Here is a 17,177-nt window from a genome sequence, read left to right as displayed (position 1 = left end):
CCGGATTCCGGGCATGAAAAAACCCGCTTTCGCGGGTTTTTCTCATTCTCGACGTGGTGCCCAGGAGAGGACTCGAACCTCCACGGTTTTACCCGCTAGTACCTGAAACTAGTGCGTCTACCAATTCCGCCACCTGGGCGTCGAGGAGCGAGATTATGGGGTGTTGTGACGGGGGTGTCAACACCTGTGCCCGGTATGCCTGCGAGGGGGCTCACAAGGGCAGCCAGGCCCCCATGCGTCCCACCCGTTTGCCGTCTGGATTGCCGCACGTTTTGGCCCGATGATGCAGCGCTGACCGACGCGGCGCAGGGAGCATGCCTGCCGTGGTCGGGTTGGAAACGAGATCCTGGCATGCAGCAGCAAGGAGTGAATGGTGGAGTGTCGGTCGTGCGGTGCGCCCCTGCGGGCAGCAATGCGGGTGTGTGCCTACTGTGGAAGCCTGGCGGAAGAGGCAGCGGCGGTCGGGCCCGCGATGGATGCCGGGAGTGCCGGCGAAGCGGAGCCGCGTGCCCTGGAGGCCTCCTTGCGTCGCGAGCTCGCGTTTCTTGTCGAGCAGCAGGTTGAAACCGGTCATCCGAGCATTGCCCGGAAGATTGAAAACGTCGAGCGGAGGCTCGGCGCACTTTTGCAGCAAACAGGGGGAGTGTAAGTGTCGGATGCAGCAGATTCCTTCGTCGAGAAAACCTTCGACGAGTTCACCGAAAAGACCGAAATCACGCATGTCCAGCAGTTCATGTGGGGAGAGGGCAACCTCTACATCCGCGATTACCTGGACGAGGTCGCCATCAGCTCGGAAAATCTGAGCGCGTTCAATGCCCGGTTTACACTGCGGCGTGTCAAGACGGCTGAGCTCGATGTCCTTGTGCTCGATTGCGTGGTGATCCGTGCCGATGATTGGTTCCATGCGCGCGATGGTGTGATCATCTTCAATTGCGACCAGGTCAATCAACGGGTCGAGTTCACCGAGCAGGACACCCAGGTCGAGCACATCGGTGGCCAGCTGTTCTGCTTCGAGAATGGGCGTTACATCATCTCCGAAGCGCTTCTGAAGACGATCTGCGCTGCTCAGGTCCTGAAAGTGCGCATCCAGGGCGCGACCGTCCATTCGGATCCGCCGCTGGACTGGTGCCAGGGATTCCAGAAGTACTGCAGGCAGTTCTACAACAACGTCTACGATGCCAGCGCCTGGCCCGAAGCGGTGGCCGGTGGCCTGCCGCCGCCGGCGAAGACGGGGTGTTTCATTGCCACGGCGGCCATGGGCTCATATGAGGATGGCAGCGTGCGGGTGCTGCGGCGGTATCGGGACCGCGTGCTGCGCAGGACAGCGGCAGGCCGCCGCTTTGTCAGGTTCTACTATCGCTGCTCGCCGCCGGTGGCTCGCCTGATCGAGGGCAGTGCGCTGGCCCGTGGCGCTACGCGGGTGCTGCTTGTTGCACCGCTGGCTGCGTGGGCGCGCCGTCGCCTGTCTGCCAACATGATCGAGGCCTGACTGCATGGCGCTCATTGATGTCGTTGCGTTCGAGAACACTGCGCAGGACTTCGTCTGGAAGTTTCCCTCCACCCGCCTGAGGTGGGGTTCGCAGCTGGTGGTGAAGCCCGGCCAGGTCGCGTTCTTCGTCTACCGCGGCACCATCCGCGAGGAGGTGCGCGAAGGGACGATTACGCTCGATACGCACAATCTGCCTTTCCTGACCACGCTCACCAGTGTGCCGTTCGGAATGGACAGTCCGTTCCAGGCCGAAGTCTGGTTCGTCAATCTCGTCTCGAAGCTGGACAACCTGTGGGGGACCCGTCGCCCGATCCAGCTGGAGGATCCCCGATACGGCGTGGTCGTGCCGGTGCGCGCCTATGGCCAGTACGGTTTCCGGATCACCGACGCGCGGCGGTTCCTGGAGTCGCTGGTGGGGGCGGGGACCGGCTTTTCGGCCGGGCAGGTGGTCGAGTACTTCACCGGGGTGGTGCTGCAGGCCGTCAACGTGCACCTGGCGCGCGCGCTGACGACGCTGCGCATCTCCGTCGTCGAAGCGTCGCTGCACCTTGAGGAGATTGCTGCGCAATGCAGTGCGGCCATCGATGAAGAGATGGGTCAATTCGGTGTCAGCGTCGTCAATTTCTACTTCCACTCGGTCAACGTACCGGAAGACGATCCGAGCTTCCGGCGGCTGAAGGAACTGAAGGAAAAGACGGCTGAGCTGAACATGCTGGGGCGCGATATCTACCAGTACGACAGGTCGATCGACGTGTTGAAAACCGCAGCGGCCAACGAAGGCAATCCGGCGGTGCAGGCCGGGCTGGGGCTCGGTGCTGGCCTGGGGTTGGGGCGGGGCATGGCAAGTCAGCTGGATGCGCTGACGCCGCGCCTGCCGGCACAGCCTCCCTCGCTTCCTGTCGCCACGCAGTACTTCCTGGCCGTGGACGGCAATGCGTCGGGGCCTCACGGCCTTGAGCAGGTGTTGCGCCTCCTGCGTGAGCGTCGCATCACTGTGGAGACACTGGTCTGGCATGAGGGATTGCCTGCCTGGAAGGCGGTGCGGGAGATCCCGCCGCTTGCAGAAGGGGGCATGCCACCGATCCCGGGTGACCCGCCGCCGCTGCCCTAGCGCCTCTACCGGTTATCCGCCGGGACGCCGATGGCGGCGTCCCGTTTCCATGCCGCCATTGCTGGCGTGGGGGACGGGCATAACGCAAAAACCCCGCCATGGCGGGGTTCTGTGCGGCCGAAGCCTTGAAACGTGGTGCCCAGGAGAGGACTCGAACCTCCACGGTTTTACCCGCTAGTACCTGAAACTAGTGCGTCTACCAATTCCGCCACCTGGGCGTTCCAGAGGCGCAATTGTGAAGATGAATCCGCAGGCTGTCAACGACTTCCTGAATATTTTTCACGCAAGGCCTTCAAGACGGCCACTGACCCGTTCTGCACGCCGTCAACGGCTACCATGTAGGGCGATGACTACCAAAAAACCAAGCAAGGGCGGGAGCACCTCCCGCAGCCAGGGCCCGAAGAAGGGCGCCAAGGCGGGCGCAGCCCGCACCACCAAGCCGGGCAAGCCGTTGCCGGGCTGGTTCCCCGAATTGAATGAAGGCGGCGCACCACCGCGTGGCCGCAAGGTCCGCAATACTGACGCGCCAGGCCCGACCCCGGGCCGCAAGCTGCCGCCGACCGGCAAGGTGATCGACGATCCCTATGCCGCGCGTGAAGCGGAGAAATACGAACAGCCCATCGCCAGCCGCGAGGCCATCTTGGCCCTGCTGGAGCGCTGCGAAGGGCCGCAGACCGCCGAGGAACTGGGCGCACGCCTGGGCCTGACCGCACCCGATCGTGCCGAAGCGCTGTCGCGCCGGCTCGGTGCCATGGTCCGTGATGGCCAGCTGGTGCAGAACCGCCGTGGCGGCTTCGCCCCGATCCAGACCCTGAACCTGGTCACCGGCGTGGTGATCGCCAACCCGGAAGGGTTCGGCTTCCTGCGCCCGGTCGAGGGGGGCGACGACCTGTTCCTGCCCCCGTATGAAATGCGCAAGGTCATGCACGGTGACAAGGTGCTGGCCCGCGTGACCGGCATCGACCACCGTGGCCGTCGCGAAGGCAGCATTGCGCGCGTGCTCGAACGCGGCATGACCCGCCTGATCGGTCGCTTCAGCATTGAAATGGGCATCAATTACGTGGTGCCCGACGACAAGCGCATCCAGCGCAACGTGCAGGTACCGCCGGACCAGACCGGTGGCGCGCGCGATGGCCAGCTGGTGGTCTGCGAACTGACCCAGGCGCCGGACAGCCGCCGCCCGCCGATCGGCCGCATCATCGCCGTGCTCGGCGACAAGCTGACCGCATCGCTGGTGGTGGAGACCGCCATCCACGGCCACGAGCTGCCGTTCGAGTTCCCGCAGGAGGTGCTGGACGAAGCCGCCTCGGTGCCGATGGTGGTTGAACCGGCGATGATCGGCGACCGTGTCGATCTGCGCAGCACGCCGCTGGTCACCATCGACGGTGAAGATGCCAAGGACTTCGACGACGCGGTGTACTGCGAGCCGAATGCCGACGGTTTCCGCCTGGTGGTGGCGATTGCCGATGTTTCGAACTACGTCCGTCCCGGCACGCCGCTGGACGAGGAAGCGCAGAAGCGTGCGACTTCGGTCTACTTCCCCGGCTTCGTGGTGCCGATGCTGCCGGAGACGCTCTCCAACGGCATCTGTTCGTTGATGCCGAAGGTCGACCGCATGTGCTTCGTCTGCGACATGCAGATCGACCGCGACGGCCTGGTCACGCATTCGCGCTTCTACGAGGCGGTGATGAACTCGCACGCGCGCCTGACCTATACCCAGGTGTGGAAGGCGGTGGGCGAGGACGATGCCGATACCAAGGCCTGGATGGCTGACCTGCTGCCGCAGGTGCAGCGCCTGCACCAGCTGTACAAGGTGCTGTCCAAGGCACGCGCCAAGCGCGGTGCCATCGAGTTCGAAAGCAGTGAAGTACGCTTCGTGCTGGACAACCGCGGTGAAGTGACCCAGGCCGGCATGCTGGTGCGCAACGACGCGCACAAGCTGATCGAGGAATGCATGATCGCGGCCAACGTCGAGGCAGCGAAGTACCTGCTGTCGCGCCACGTGCCGGCCCCGTACCGCATCCACGAGAAGCCGCCGGAAACCAAGTACGCCGACCTGCTGGAATTCCTCAAGGAGTTCAAGCTGAGCCTGCCGCCGTGGTCCAAGGTGCGCCCGGGTGACTACACCAAGCTGCTGAAGAAGATCCGCGACCGCCCCGATGCCACGCTGCTGGAATCGGTGCTGCTGCGCAGCCAGAGCCTGGCGATCTACAGCCCGGAGAACCACGGCCACTTCGGCCTGGCGCTGGAGGCGTACGCGCACTTCACCTCGCCGATCCGTCGCTATCCCGACCTGCTGGTGCACCGCGCGATCAAGCATGCGCTGTCCGGCAAGCCGTTGGACAAGTTCACCTACAACGCGCGCGAAATGGCTGCGCTGGCGCTGCAGTGCTCCGAGCGTGAGCGCCGTGCCGATGAAGCCGAGCGCGAGGTCGACGAGCGTTACCGCGCGGCGTGGATGGAAAAGCACGTGGGTGGCCAGTTCGATGGCGTGATCAGCGGCGTGACCAGCTTCGGCCTGTTCGTCGAGCTGGATGAGTCGAAAGTGCAGGGCCTGGTGCACGTGACCCAGCTGCCGCAGGACTATTACAAGTTCGACGCGACCCGCAAGACGCTGACCGGCGAGCGCCGCGGCAGCAGCTACCGTCTGGGCGATCGCGTGCGGATCCTGGTGCTGAAGGCCAGCATGGAAGAACGCAAGATCGACTTCCGCCTGGTCGAGCACAAGGGCGAGGACGAAGGCGAGGGCCTGCCGCCACTGCCGGAGCGCGGCAAGCCGGCCAAGCGGACGAAGAAGCAGTATTGAAAGGTGTGCCGACCAACGGTCGGCACCTACTTCAGCTGGTGGGTGCCAACCGTTGGTTGGCACATCCCTCACCCGGTAGGTGCCAACCTTGGTTGGCACGACGTTACGGAGGACCGCAGATGCAGGGTCAACCCGAATACAGTGGCGGCTGCCAGTGCGGCGCGATCCGCTTCCAGGCGCGTGGCGCGCTCACCGACAGCTCGATCTGCCATTGCCGGATGTGCCAGAAGGCCTTCGGTGCCTACTACGCGCCGCTGGTCTCGGTGCGCGGCGTGCAGTTCAGCTGGACCCGCGGCCAGCCGCGCTATTTCCAGTCGTCCAACGTGGTGCGGCGTGGCTTCTGCGCTGACTGCGGTACGCCGCTGACCTACGAGGCGCCGGACGGCGTGGCGGTGGCGGCCGGTGCCTTTGACGAACCCGAGCGCCTGCCGCCGACGATCCAGTACGGGGTCGAGCGCAAGCTGCCGTTCGTCGATACGTTGGCCAGCCTGCCGGCCCGTCGTACCGAGGAAGACATCGCCGCGCTGGATTTCCTGGCCACGATCGTGTCCCACCAGCACCCCGATCACGACACTCCGCACTGGCCGCCGCGCAGCCGGTAACGCACCTGTAGAGCCGAGCCCACGCTCGGCTGGCAGGTCGTCGCAGCCTGAACCCAGGGCCGCCGGGTGCAGGCTCGGCTCTACAGGCGGGCCCGCCGCAGCGCCCGGCCCGCCGATGCTCTACCATAGCCACCCCCTTTCCGGTCCCCGCCCGCATGAGCAAGAACAGCCAGTGGATTGTCGGCGTCAACGCCGTCGCCTCCTCCATCGAGAACGACGCCGAGAACGTCCGCGAAGTGCTGGTCGAGGCCGGTGCGAAGAACCCGCGCCTGACCGAGATCGAGGAAAATGCCCGCCGCAAGGGCATCGACGTGCGCAAGGTGAACAGCCAGGCGCTGGATGGCGTGGGTGGTTCGGTGCGCCACCAGGGCGTGGCCGCGCGCTATGCCGCCGCCCGTACCTACAGCGAGAACGAGCTGGAAGGCCTCGTCACTGCCGCCGAGGGCAAGGCCCTGCTGCTGGTGCTGGACGAGGTGCAGGACCCGCACAACCTCGGCGCCTGCCTGCGTTCGGCCGCTGCCGCCGGTGCGACCGCAGTGATCATCCCCAAGGACAAGTCGGCCACGGTCAATGCCACCGTGCGCAAGACCTCGGCCGGTGCCGCCGATCTGATCCCGGTGGTGGCGGTGACCAACCTGTCGCGCTGCCTGAAGGACCTGCAGAAGCAGGGCGTGTGGATCTATGGTCTGGCCGGCGAAGCCACCGCTTCGCTGTACCAGCTGGACCTGAAGGGCAACATCGCCCTGGTGCTGGGTGGCGAAGCCGACGGCCTGCGCCGACTGACCCGCGAGAACTGCGATGGCCTGGTCAAGATCCCGATGCCGGGCGAGATCGAGAGCCTGAACGTCTCCGTCGCCGCCGGCGTCAGCCTGTTCGAGGCCGTGCGCCCGCGCGGTGGAGCGGTCGAGCCCCGCCCCCGCTCGGCTGCCCCGACGCGCCGCCGCGCGTGGGCTCGGCTCTACAGGACGGGCCTCAGCCCGCGCTGCCGCCCAGCGCCTTGAACAGGGTCACGTCGTTGTTCAGCTGGCCCTGGCGCACGCGCGCCAGTGACAGCTCGGCGTCGCGCCGGGTCTGCTGTGCCTCCAGCCAGGTGCGCAGATCGGTGGCACCCACGCGGTAGCGCACTTCCTGCGCGCGCTCTACTTCCACCGCTTCGTGATACGAAGCCTGCGAGGCCGCCACCTGGCGCGCCAGCTGCTCACGTGCCGACAGCGCGTTGTCCACTTCCGAGAGCGCGGTGTACAGCGTCTTGCGGAAGTTGGTTGCAGCAATCTGGTACGCCGTACCGGCGATGTCGGTATCCAGCTGCGCGCGCTGCAGGTTGAGGAACGGCAATGACAGGCCGGCGCCCAGCGTGGCCACCGGGTTGCGCAGCACATCGCCCAGCGAGGTTGCACTGGAGCCGAGGCTGCCGGTCAGGCTCAATGCCGGGTAGTACTGGGTCGCGGTGACCTTGATGGTCTTCAGGCTGTTGCGCAGGCGCAGTTCGGCTGCGCGCAGGTCGGGACGGCGGCCGAGCAGGTCGGTCGGCAGGCCTTCGTTGATCCCGGGGCTGCGTGCGGCCAGCAGGTCCTGCGGTTCGTCCTGCTGTGGCCACGGCGTGCCGTCCAGCAGCACGGTCAGCGCATTGCGCACTTCCACCCGCTGCTGTTCCAGCGCGCTCTGTGCGGAACGTTGCGACTGCAGGTTCTGCAGTGCCTGGCGTACTTCCAGGCGCGATACCGCACCGGCGTCGAAGCGGGCCTGGACCAGTTCGCGGGTACGTTCCAGCCGCTCCAGGTTGGCCTGGCCGGTGGCGATCGACTGGTTGAGATAGGCCAGGTTCCAGTACTGGGTGATGGTGTCGCCGATCACCAGCAGCGCGGTGTTCTGCCGGTCTTCCTCGCTGGCCTCGGCTTCCCAGCGGGCGATGTCGCGCTGGGTGCGCAGGCGGCCCCACAGATCGACCTCCCAGCCCAGCGAAACGCCGGTGGAATAGCTGCGACGCCAGTCATCAGCCTGGTCGGTGGCGCGGCTGGCGCTGCCACTGACCCCGGAAGACGAAGGCTGCGGCCACAGCGCGTTGCTGGCCAGGCCAGCCTGCAGGCGCGAACGCTGCACGGCCAGACCGGCGGCGGCCAGATCGCTGTTGGCGGCCAGCGCCTGCGCCACCAGACGGTCCAGTCGTTCGTCGCCGAAGCCGGTCCACCAGGTGTCCTGGCGGATGTCGCGGCCGGATGTATCCAGGCTGCTGCGCGGGTCGTCGGCGGGTGCATTGAGGGTGGCGTCGCCACGCCCGTAGCTGGCCGCCACGTCGGGGGCTTGCACCGGGTAGCGGCCCACCGATGCACAGCCTGAGAGGGCGAGCAGAACAGCGCCCGCCAGCAGCAGGCGCGAGGGAGCAGGGAAGGGCAGTCGGGTCATCATCTTCATTCGCGGGCCAGAGCCTCCACCGGGTCGAGCTGCGCGGCATTGCGCGCGGGCAGGAAGCCGAACGCCACGCCGATCAGGGTCGAGCAGGCGAAGGCGGCAACGATCGAGGCGGTGGAGAACAGCACCTGGAAGTCGCTGGCGAAGCGGCCGATCATCGAGCCCAGCAGCAGCGCCAGGCCGATGCCGAGCAGACCGCCGAGCAAGCACACCAGCACCGCTTCGATCAGGAACTGCTGGCGGATATCACTCTGCCGCGCACCGACGGCCATGCGCACCCCGATCTCGCGGGTACGCTCGGTCACCGACACCAGCATGATGTTCATCACGCCGATGCCACCGACCAGCAGCGCGATGGCGGCGATGGCGCCGATCAGCAGCGTCATTGTGCGCGTGGTCTGTTCGATGGTCTGGCGGATTTCGGCGCTGTTGCTGAGGAAGAAATCCTCGGTGCCATGGCGCAGGGTCAGCAGGCGGGTGATTGCTTCCTGCGCCGCATCCATTGGCGTGTCGTCGTCAACGCGCACGGTGATGCTGGAGACGTGGCTCTGGCCGAGCATGCGCGACATCACCGTGGTGTACGGCACCCACACGCTGAGGCTGGTGCTGCCGCCGAAACCGAAACTCTGGCGCTTGGCCACGCCGACCACGCGCGCCGGCACGTTGCCGAGCAGGATCACCTGGCCGACCGGATCGACATCGGGGAAGAACTGGGTCTGGGTGTTCTCGTCGATCACCGCCACCTGGCCGAGGCCCTTCACCGCGTCACTGTCGAAGAAGCTGCCGCTGAGCAGGGTCACGCCCTTGACCCGGAAGAACTGCTCGCCGACGCCGCTGACCTGGGCGGTGGAGGACTGGTTGCGGTAACGCGCGGTGACCGAGGTCGACACGCTGGGCGTGGCGCTGTCCACGTAGCTCTGCTTTGCCAGTGCATCGGCATCGCTGGCCTTGAGCGTCTGTACCCGCGCCGAGCGCATGTCACCGAAACCACGGCCCGGATAGACGTCGATGGTGTTGGTGCCGAGCGCGCTGATGTTCTGCAGGATCTGCTGCTGCGAACCATTCCCCAGCGCCACCACCGAGACCACCGAGGCGATGCCGATGATGATGCCGAGCATGGTCAGGAAGGTGCGCAGCCGGTGTGCGTTCATCGCCAGCAGGGCCATGCGGAACGCTTCGGTGAAGCGGTCGCGGGCCGCCCGCCAGCTGTTGCCGCGGGCGACGCCGGTGCTGGCCTCGCGCTGCGCGCGGTAGGTGGGTGCGTTCGGGTTGGCGCGGTCGGCGATGATCTCGCCGTCGCGGATCTCGATGATGCGCTGTGCGTGTTCGGCCACGCTCATGTCGTGGGTGACGATGATGATGGTGTGGCCTTCGGCGTGCAGCTCACCGAGGATCGCCATCACTTCCTCGCCGGATTTCGTGTCGAGCGCGCCGGTGGGTTCGTCGGCCAGGATCACCTCGCCGCCGTTCATCAGGGCACGTGCAATCGACACGCGCTGCTGCTGGCCACCTGACAGCTGGCCCGGCTTGTGGTGCATGCGGTCGCTCAGGCCCAGCCGCTGCAGCAGCTGCTCGGCACGCGCGTTGCGCACTGCGCCCGGGCTGCCGGCATACACCGCCGGTACTTCCACGTTGCCGCGCGCATCCAGGTCGCCCAGCAGGTGATAGCGCTGGAAGATGAAACCGAAATGTTCGCGGCGCAGTTCGGCCAGCTCGTCCGGTTCCATCTTCCCGGTTTCGCGGCCGGCCACCTGGTAGCTGCCACGGGTGGGGCGATCGAGGCAGCCGAGGATGTTCATCAGCGTCGACTTGCCCGAGCCGGACTGGCCGACGATGGCCACCATCTCACCGGCGTGGATGTCGAGATTGACGTCGCGCAGCACGGCGATCACATCATCGCCGGCCGGGAATTCGCGTCGCAGGTCGCGCAGGCGCAGCAGCGGCGCCGTCGTGCTCATCGGCGCCCCATGCCCGGGCCGCCGACCCGCATCTGCATGCCGCCGCGGTTGCCGCCGCCGGCGCTGGCACCGGCCGCACCGGCTTCGCCCACCACCACGCGCTCGCCTTCCTTCAGCCCGGACAGGATTTCGGCCGAGGCGCCGTTGTTGATGCCCACGCTGACCTTGCGCGGCTGCGGCTGGCCCTTGTCGTCCAGCACCCGCACCATGCGCTCGTCGCCACGGCGCTTCGGTCCCAGCGCCACCGCTGGCACCATCAGCACGTTCTTGGCCTGCTTCAGCAGCACCGAGACCTGGGCGGTCATGTCGATGCGCAGCGTGCCGTCCGGGTTCTCCACGTCGAACAGCGCGTTGTAGTAGACCGCGCTGCTGGAGCTGGAACTGGAGGAGCTGCTGGAACTGGACGAGTTTTCATTGGCGATCGAGGCCGGCGCCGGATTGATCTGGCGCAGCGTGGCGTGGTACTTGCGGTCCGGGTCACCCAGCGTGGTGAAGTACACCGGCATACCGGCCTTGATCTTGACCACGTCGGCCTCGGAGATCTCGGCGTTGACGGTGACCACGTCCAGCCGCGCCAGCATGACGATGGTCGGTGCGGTCTGGTTGGCGTTCACGGTGCGGCCTTCCTCGGCCACCACCGCCACCACGGTGCCGTCCATCGGCGCGGTGATGCGGGTGTAGGCCAGGTTGGCGCGGGCGGTGCCCAGCTCGGTTTCGCGGCCCTTGATCTGTGCCTCGTAGGACTGCAGCTGGGCGCGGGCGGTCTTCAGCTGTGCCTCGGCGGCATCGTATTCCTGGCGCGAGGTGGCTTCGGCGGCCAGCATCTGCTGCTGGCGCGCGAATTCCAGTTCGGCCTGGCGCAGGGTGGCCTGCTGCACGGCACGCTGGGCGGTGACCTGGTCCAGCGAGGCCTGCGCGTTGAGCACCTGGTTCTGCTGGGTGGTGGCGTCGATCTCGGCGATCAGGTCGCCTTCTTTCACCGTGTCGCCCAGCTGTACCTTCAGCGACTTGATCTGGCCCGAGGCCTGGGCGCCGACGCTGACCAGCTTGTAGGCGTCGATCACACCGGTGGCCTCCACCGTCTGCTCGATGTCACCACGGCTGACGGGCGTGGTCGCCACCGCCGGGGCGGCGGGCTTGCGCAGCAGCCACCAGGCGGCTGCGGCGACGGCAAGGGCAAGCAGGGCGATCAGTATCAGGCGACCCCGGCGGGTCGCGGGCAGCAGGCGGAACGTCACGTCGTGGCTTCACTCTCGGGGCCGCGGCGGCGGCGTTGGTGGGCATTGTGAAGACCGGGCGATGGGCGGCTCAATCCTCGGGGTATGTCTCTATGTAACACTGTCGGTGAATACGCGTAACCACAGGTATCCCACCCACGGGTGGATACACTGGTACGCATTGCCCCGGATGCGGTTCAGCTGCCGACACGGGATGATCGCGACATGGAGACTGAAAACACGATGCATCGACTGCTGATCGTCGACGACGACAACGACATCCGCACCCTGCTGGCCGAGCAGCTCGGCCGTGCCGGTTACCAGGTGAGTACGGCCGCCGATGGCACCGCCATGCGCCAGTTGCTGGACCGCGAGCATGTGGACCTGATCGTGCTGGACCTCAACCTGCCGCGCGAGGATGGACTGACCCTGTGCCGCGACCTGCGCGCGCGCTCGAACACGCCGGTGATCATGCTGACCGCACGCGCCGAGCCGATCGACCGCGTGCTGGGCCTGGAAATGGGCGCCGACGACTACCTGGCCAAGCCGTTCGAACCGCGCGAGCTGCTGGCGCGCATCCGCAACGTGCTGCGCCGGACCGAGGCGCTGCCGGCCAACCTGGAGCCGCTGGCGGTGCGCCGTGCGCGCTTCTCGCGGTGGGTGTTCGATCTGGAGCATCGCCACCTGGTGGACCCGGACGATCGCGTGGTGGTGCTGTCCGGCGCCGAGTTCCGCCTGCTGCGGGTGTTCATCGCCCATGCCAACAAGGTGCTGTCGCGCGAGCAGCTGGTCGCGCTCAGCAGTGGCCGCAACTACGAGGCACAGGATCGCGCGATCGACCTGCAGGTCAGCCGCCTGCGCAACAAGCTGGGCGACGATGGTGGCCCGGACGGACTGATCAAGACCGTACGCAACGAAGGCTATGTACTGGCCTCCTCGGTGAACCTGGAATAAGCCGCGATGAAGCGCCTGCGCCATTTCCTGTCCTCGATGGTCGGGCGGTTGTTCGTGATCCTGCTGCTGGGCATGAGCGTGGCCGCGATCGGCGCGACCATGCTGGCCACCTCCAAGCGCCAGCAGGAGTTCGAGCGGCAGAACCTGAACCGCATCGCCGATCGCCTGCAGGGCTACGTCAACCTGCTCGACGGCAATCCCGAACTGCGTGAGCGCCTGCTCGAAATCGGTGGGCCGAGCGTGCGCGCGCTGCAACCCGGCGCACGCCTGGGGCGGGCCGACACGGCGTTGATGGAAGTGCTGGATGACCGGCCGGGGCCGGTCGCACGCGCGCATGTGCACTTCGCTTCGTTCCGCTCCTGCATTCCCAAGCTGCAGGACCTGTTGCCGCCGCCGCCGCCCGGGCATCGCAAGCACCCGCGCGAGCGTGATCCGGCATTCATCCCGCCCAAGTGCCGTGCGGTCGACGTGACCCTCAACGACGGCACGTTGCTGAAGCTGGCGCTGGATTCGCCGGCGGTGGCGCATAACGGCATCCTCGCCGTTGATCCGTGGTTCCTGACCCTGCTGGTGCTGGCGATCGCGGTGCTGGCCTACATCGTCGCGCGCATCGCCAGCGCGCCGTTGCAGGAGCTGGCCGCCGCCGCCGAAGACCTGGGCGACGACCTGCAGCGCGATCCCCTTCCGCTGCGCGGGCCGCGCGAGGTGCAGCGTGCCGCCGAAGCCTTCAACGCCATGCAGCACCGCCTGCAGCGGCACCTGGCCGAGCGCACACAGATGCTGGCGGCGATCACCCATGACCTGCAGACCCCGCTGACCCGCCTGCGCCTGCGCCTGGAGAATGTCAGCGACGAGGTACTTCGCGAGCGCCTGATCGGCGATCTGGCCGCGATGCAGGCGTTGGTGCGCGAAGGCCTGGAGCTGGCGCGCAGTGCCGAGAGCGCCGAGCAGCGTGCCGCACTGGACCTGGATTCGCTGCTGGAGAGCATCGTTGAAGATACCGCCGAGGGCGGCGGTGATGTCGTCTTCGAAGGGGGCAGCGGAGCGGTGTTGATGTTGCGTCCGCTGGCCATGCACCGCCTGTTTTCCAACCTGGTGGACAACGCGGTGATGTACGCCTACCGGGTGCGGGTACGGGTCGAGCGCAGTGGCGGCGCGATCACCGTGGTGGTGGCCGACGACGGCCCCGGCCTGGCCGAGGATCAGCTGGAAGCCGTGTTCGACCCGTTCGTGCGGGTGGAGACCTCGCGTTCGCGCGAAACCGGCGGCGCCGGTCTGGGCTTGACCATCGCCCGCGCTCTGGCCGAGAAGGATGGCGCGCGGCTGTGGCTGCGCAACCGCGCCGAAGGCGGGCTGGAGGCGGTAGTGCAGTGGCCGGCCAGTGCACAGGTAACGCCGCCGGGGCGCGCGGGCTGAGTCTTCGCGGCTGGCGATGGTGACGCCGTGGGCCGGGTTTGGCCTATCATCTGCGCATCTTCCCAGTTTCCCCCCGATGAGCCAGCCCGTTCCCGCCGGCATGCCGTTCAGCGCTGCCTGGCAGTTCCCGCATGCTGCCAGGCCCGGCAGCCCTGCCTGGCCGCCGCCGCTGCACTGATGGCCGGACAGGGGGACATCGGGCGCTGGGCGGAGCGCTGCGGATCAGATATCGGTCGATGGCTGCGACAGGGCCTGCTGTGGCTGCTGCTGGCCCTTGCACTGCCGGTGGCTGCGCAGGAGGGGGCACCGCCGCTGCGCGATTACGCCATCGATGTATGGACGTCGCGCAACGGCCTGCCACACAACTCGCTGCGCGACATCGCGCAGACCCCCGAAGGCCACCTGTGGTTCGCCACCTGGGAAGGCCTGGTGCGATACAACGGCCTCGATTTCACCGTGTTCGACCGCAGCACCCGCCCGGGCCTGCGTGACAACGGCATCGGTGCGCTGTTCGTCGACCGTCAGGGTGGGCTGTGGATCAGTGATTCGCGCGGCAACGTCAGCCACCGCGGTAACGATGGCCAGTGGCGGGTCTGGGAGCACCAGGCCGATACCCCGCAGGTACTGATCCAGTCCATGCAGATGGACAGCCAGGGCCGCCTGTGGCTGCTCTATGAAGGCAAGGGCATCGGCTATCTGACGCCGGACACCGGCATCGTCTACCAGGCGCCGGCCGCCGACCTGCCGATGGCGATGAGCTTCACCAAGCTGGTGGTCGATGCGCAGGACCGGGTCTGGGCCGGTACGTTGGACGGGCTGGTGCTGCGCGACAACGACGGCGTGCTCAAGCGGGCGCCCGCGGCGTGGGGGCTGGGCGCCGGCAGTGGCCTGTCGTGGCCGTACCGCGCTCCGGACGGCGCGCTGTGGATCGTCGCCGGCGAGCGCCTGTACCGCGTGGAAGATGATCAGCTGGTGCTGATGCACCGCCTGCCGGGCCAGCTGCACCTGACCTCGATGCTGCAGGATCGCCATGGAGACCTGTGGCTGGGCACCGAGAACCAGGGCCTGCTGCGGATCTCCTCGCATGGCCTGGAGCGGCTGCCGGCGGGCCTGAACCTGCCGGGTGGACGCGTGGTCAGCCTGCGCGAGGATGCCGAGGGCAGCATCTGGGTCGGTGCCAACGGTGGACTGTACCGCCTGCGCGAAACGCTGTTCAGCAGCTACACCGAGCGCGATGGCCTCAGTGGTGATTATGTGCGCACCGTGTTCGAGGACCGCGACCGCCAGCTGTGGGTCGGCAGTGCCAGCGGCCTCGATCTGCAGACCGCCGATGGCCACTTCCGTGCGATGCCGCTGCACAACCGCGGCGGCAAGGCACCTTCGGTGCTCAGCCTGGCGCAGGGCCCGGACGGTGACCTGTGGGTCGGAACGTTCGGCGATGGCGTCTACCGTCTTGGTCGTGACGGCCGGCTGCGGCACAACTATGCCGCCGCCGATGGCATGCCGGGTGGCAACATCCGTGCGATCAGCGTGGACCCGCAGGGCGTGGTCTGGGCCGGCACGCAGAAGGGCGTGGTCCGCATCGACGGTGACCGCGTGCAGGTATCGAACGTCCCGGGCATGCCTGGCGGCCTGATCACCGCGCTTGAACACGATCATCAGGGCAACCTGTGGATCGGCACCATCGAGGGAATCCGCGTGCTGCGCGGCGACCACGTGCAGTCGATCGACCTGGCGCCGCTGGGCGGTGGCCGCAGCGTGTTCGGCTTCCATCAGCTGGGCGACGCGATGTGGATCAGCAGCGACCGCGGCCTGTACCGCTGGCGGAACGGCACGCTGGCGCGGGTGGGGCTGGAGCAGGGCATGCCGGTGGATGCGGTGTTCCAGCTGGTGCCGGATCGCCTTGGCAATGTGTGGATCAGCAGCAACCGCGGTGTACTGCGCACCGACATGGCCACCCTCAACGCCGTGGCCGATGGCCGCGCACCCCGGGTGATGGTGGAGCGCTACAACGAGATCGACGGCATGGCCAACGCGCAGGCCAACGGCAGCTCCGGGCCATCGGCGATCCTGCGCCAGGACGGCACGTTCTGGGTGGTCACCGCCGGAGGCCTGAGCACCGTTGACCCGCAACGCCTGCAGCGCTTCCGCGAGCGCCTTTCACCGCCGGCAGCGATTGAAAGCGTGCAGGTGGATGGCGCACCGGTGCATTGGGAGGGCCCGGACCGCAACTACATTCCCGGCGGCCGCCGCTTGACGGTGAGCTATGTCGGCCTGAGCTACCTGATGTCTGACCGGATCCGCTACCGCACGCGGCTGGATGGCCTGGATGCGGGGTGGGTCGAACGCGGCCCGCAGCGCAGCGTGGAGTTCGTCGGCCTGCCGCCGGGCGATTACACCCTGCACGTGGCCGCTGCCCATCCGAGTGGCAGCTGGGGCCAGCAGGAAGCGGTATGGAGCTTCACCGTGGAGCCGTTCTGGTGGCAGCGACGCAGTGTGCAGGGGCTGGGTGGACTGTTGCTGCTGGCCGGGCTGGTGGCGCTGTACCGCCTGCTGCTGCAGCAGCTGAAGGCCAGCAACCTGCGCCTGGCGCGGCGGGTGGACGAGGCCACTTTCGACCTGCAGGCGAAGACCGTGCACCTGCAGGCGCTGAACCAGGAAAAGACCGAACTGGCCGAGCGCCTGGCACGCCAGGCCGAGGCCTTCGAACGGCAGGCCCGCGAAGATGCGCTGACCGGCCTGGCCAACCGCCGTGCCTTCGATGAAACCCTGGCCCGCGACTTCGCGCGTTCGCAGCGCAGTGGTCATCCGCTGTGCCTGGTGGTGCTGGATATCGACCACTTCAAGGACGTCAACGACCGCCACAGCCACAGCATCGGTGATGCCGTGCTGGTGCAGGTGGCGCGGCTGATCGCCGCCGCCAGCCGCGACTCGGACCTGCCCGCGCGGACCGGTGGCGAAGAGTTCGCGCTGCTGCTCAACGACACCCGCCTGGAGGAAGCCGCACAGCTGTGTGCACGCCTGCGCGGCCTGTTCCATGACCACCCCGACTGGGCCGGTGTGGACGGCCTGCGCGTGACCTTCAGTGCGGGGCTGGTGGAGCTGGACGCCGACGACCGCACCCCGGCGCTGCTGTACCAGCGCGCAGACCGCGCGCTGTACCGCGCCAAGAGCGACGGCCGCGATCGCACGAGCATCGGTTGATCACATCCGCG

The 17,177-nt window shown here is 67.3% G+C and carries 10 protein-coding genes, 2 tRNA genes and 2 pseudogenes; 8 read left to right on the top strand and 6 right to left on the bottom strand.

Annotated features, from left to right (window positions below):
• Positions 1-54 precede the first annotated feature (54 nt).
• Positions 55-139 (bottom strand) — tRNA-Leu (locus tag AC13FN_RS01130).
• 72 nt (positions 140-211) lie between these two features.
• The gene (locus tag AC13FN_RS01125; protein WP_482995093.1) at positions 212-904 is read right to left on the bottom strand and encodes a hypothetical protein; all 693 of its coding nucleotides are present in this window, start codon (positions 902-904) and stop codon (positions 212-214) included.
• Here AC13FN_RS01125 and AC13FN_RS01120 point away from each other — a divergent pair.
• Both AC13FN_RS01120 and AC13FN_RS01115 read left to right on the top strand, forming a co-directional pair.
• Complete coding sequence (locus AC13FN_RS01120; protein ID WP_482995092.1) at positions 878-1,489, top strand: CFI-box-CTERM domain-containing protein; 612 nt, start codon at positions 878-880, stop codon at positions 1,487-1,489. The genes AC13FN_RS01125 and AC13FN_RS01120 overlap by 27 nt on opposite strands.
• Positions 1,490-1,493: 4 nt before the next feature.
• Positions 1,494-2,600: an SPFH domain-containing protein gene (locus tag AC13FN_RS01115; protein ID WP_217015543.1), complete on the top strand. Its 1,107-nt coding sequence runs from the start codon at positions 1,494-1,496 to the stop codon at positions 2,598-2,600.
• A gap of 133 nt (positions 2,601-2,733) precedes the next feature.
• On the opposite strand, the gene AC13FN_RS01110 is transcribed toward AC13FN_RS01115, so the two are convergent.
• Positions 2,734-2,818, bottom strand: a tRNA-Leu gene (locus tag AC13FN_RS01110).
• A 359-nt stretch (positions 2,819-3,177) separates the two neighbouring features.
• On the opposite strand from AC13FN_RS01110, the pseudogene rnr reads away from it, so the two are divergent.
• The 3 genes and pseudogenes from rnr to rlmB form a co-directional block, all read left to right on the top strand.
• Positions 3,178-5,406, top strand: a pseudogene (gene rnr, locus AC13FN_RS01105) (ribonuclease R); the annotation flags it as partial.
• A gap of 119 nt (positions 5,407-5,525) precedes the next feature.
• The gene (locus tag AC13FN_RS01100) at positions 5,526-6,008 is read left to right on the top strand and encodes a GFA family protein (RefSeq protein WP_010486247.1); all 483 of its coding nucleotides are present in this window, start codon (positions 5,526-5,528) and stop codon (positions 6,006-6,008) included.
• Positions 6,009-6,163: 155 nt separating this feature from the next.
• A pseudogene (rlmB, locus tag AC13FN_RS01095) lies at positions 6,164-6,907 on the top strand (23S rRNA (guanosine(2251)-2'-O)-methyltransferase RlmB); the annotation flags it as partial.
• Between the two features lie 73 nt (positions 6,908-6,980).
• Here the strand turns inward: rlmB and AC13FN_RS01090 are convergent.
• The 3 genes from AC13FN_RS01090 to AC13FN_RS01080 are packed head-to-tail and all read right to left on the bottom strand — an operon-like array spanning position 6,981 to position 11,613.
• Entirely contained in the window at positions 6,981-8,420 is a 1,440-nt protein-coding gene (locus AC13FN_RS01090) for an efflux transporter outer membrane subunit (protein WP_482984295.1), read from the bottom strand.
• Positions 8,417-10,375, bottom strand: coding sequence for a MacB family efflux pump subunit (locus tag AC13FN_RS01085; RefSeq protein ID WP_049436505.1), 1,959 nt, complete (start codon positions 10,373-10,375; stop codon positions 8,417-8,419). Before AC13FN_RS01085 ends, AC13FN_RS01090 begins: the two co-directional genes overlap by 4 nt.
• Positions 10,372-11,613: an efflux RND transporter periplasmic adaptor subunit gene (locus tag AC13FN_RS01080; RefSeq protein ID WP_043402608.1), complete on the bottom strand. Its 1,242-nt coding sequence runs from the start codon at positions 11,611-11,613 to the stop codon at positions 10,372-10,374. Before AC13FN_RS01080 ends, AC13FN_RS01085 begins: the two co-directional genes overlap by 4 nt.
• Positions 11,614-11,817: 204 nt before the next feature.
• Here AC13FN_RS01080 and AC13FN_RS01075 point away from each other — a divergent pair, with 204 nt between their 5' ends.
• The 3 genes from AC13FN_RS01075 to AC13FN_RS01065 all read left to right on the top strand — a co-directional run bounded on the left by AC13FN_RS01075 (position 11,818) and on the right by AC13FN_RS01065 (position 17,166).
• The gene (locus AC13FN_RS01075; protein ID WP_005408779.1) at positions 11,818-12,546 is read left to right on the top strand and encodes a response regulator; all 729 of its coding nucleotides are present in this window, start codon (positions 11,818-11,820) and stop codon (positions 12,544-12,546) included.
• 6 nt (positions 12,547-12,552) lie between these two features.
• The gene (locus tag AC13FN_RS01070) at positions 12,553-13,962 is read left to right on the top strand and encodes an ATP-binding protein (protein WP_010486233.1); all 1,410 of its coding nucleotides are present in this window, start codon (positions 12,553-12,555) and stop codon (positions 13,960-13,962) included.
• 177 nt (positions 13,963-14,139) lie between these two features.
• A complete protein-coding gene (locus AC13FN_RS01065) occupies positions 14,140-17,166 on the top strand; it encodes a two-component regulator propeller domain-containing protein (RefSeq protein ID WP_401743588.1) in 3,027 nt (1,008 codons plus the stop codon).
• Positions 17,167-17,177 lie beyond the last annotated feature (11 nt).

This window comes from Stenotrophomonas sp. 115C5 (assembly GCF_056861055.1).
This window is presented reverse-complemented; position numbering and strand designations above follow the sequence as displayed.

Excerpts from the sequence above, each read along its gene's own strand:
- AC13FN_RS01125 (WP_482995093.1), bottom strand. The coding sequence starts at position 904 with ATGGAACCAATCATCGGCACGGATCACCACGCAATCGAGCACAAGGAC.
- AC13FN_RS01115 (WP_217015543.1), top strand. The coding sequence starts at position 1,494 with ATGGCGCTCATTGATGTCGTTGCGTTCGAGAACACTGCGCAGGACTTC.
- AC13FN_RS01100 (WP_010486247.1), top strand. The coding sequence starts at position 5,526 with ATGCAGGGTCAACCCGAATACAGTGGCGGCTGCCAGTGCGGCGCGATC.
- AC13FN_RS01090 (WP_482984295.1), bottom strand. The coding sequence starts at position 8,420 with ATGAAGATGATGACCCGACTGCCCTTCCCTGCTCCCTCGCGCCTGCTG.
- AC13FN_RS01085 (WP_049436505.1), bottom strand. The coding sequence starts at position 10,375 with ATGAGCACGACGGCGCCGCTGCTGCGCCTGCGCGACCTGCGACGCGAA.
- AC13FN_RS01075 (WP_005408779.1), top strand. The coding sequence starts at position 11,818 with ATGGAGACTGAAAACACGATGCATCGACTGCTGATCGTCGACGACGAC.
- AC13FN_RS01070 (WP_010486233.1), top strand. The coding sequence starts at position 12,553 with ATGAAGCGCCTGCGCCATTTCCTGTCCTCGATGGTCGGGCGGTTGTTC.
- AC13FN_RS01065 (WP_401743588.1), top strand. The coding sequence starts at position 14,140 with ATGGCCGGACAGGGGGACATCGGGCGCTGGGCGGAGCGCTGCGGATCA.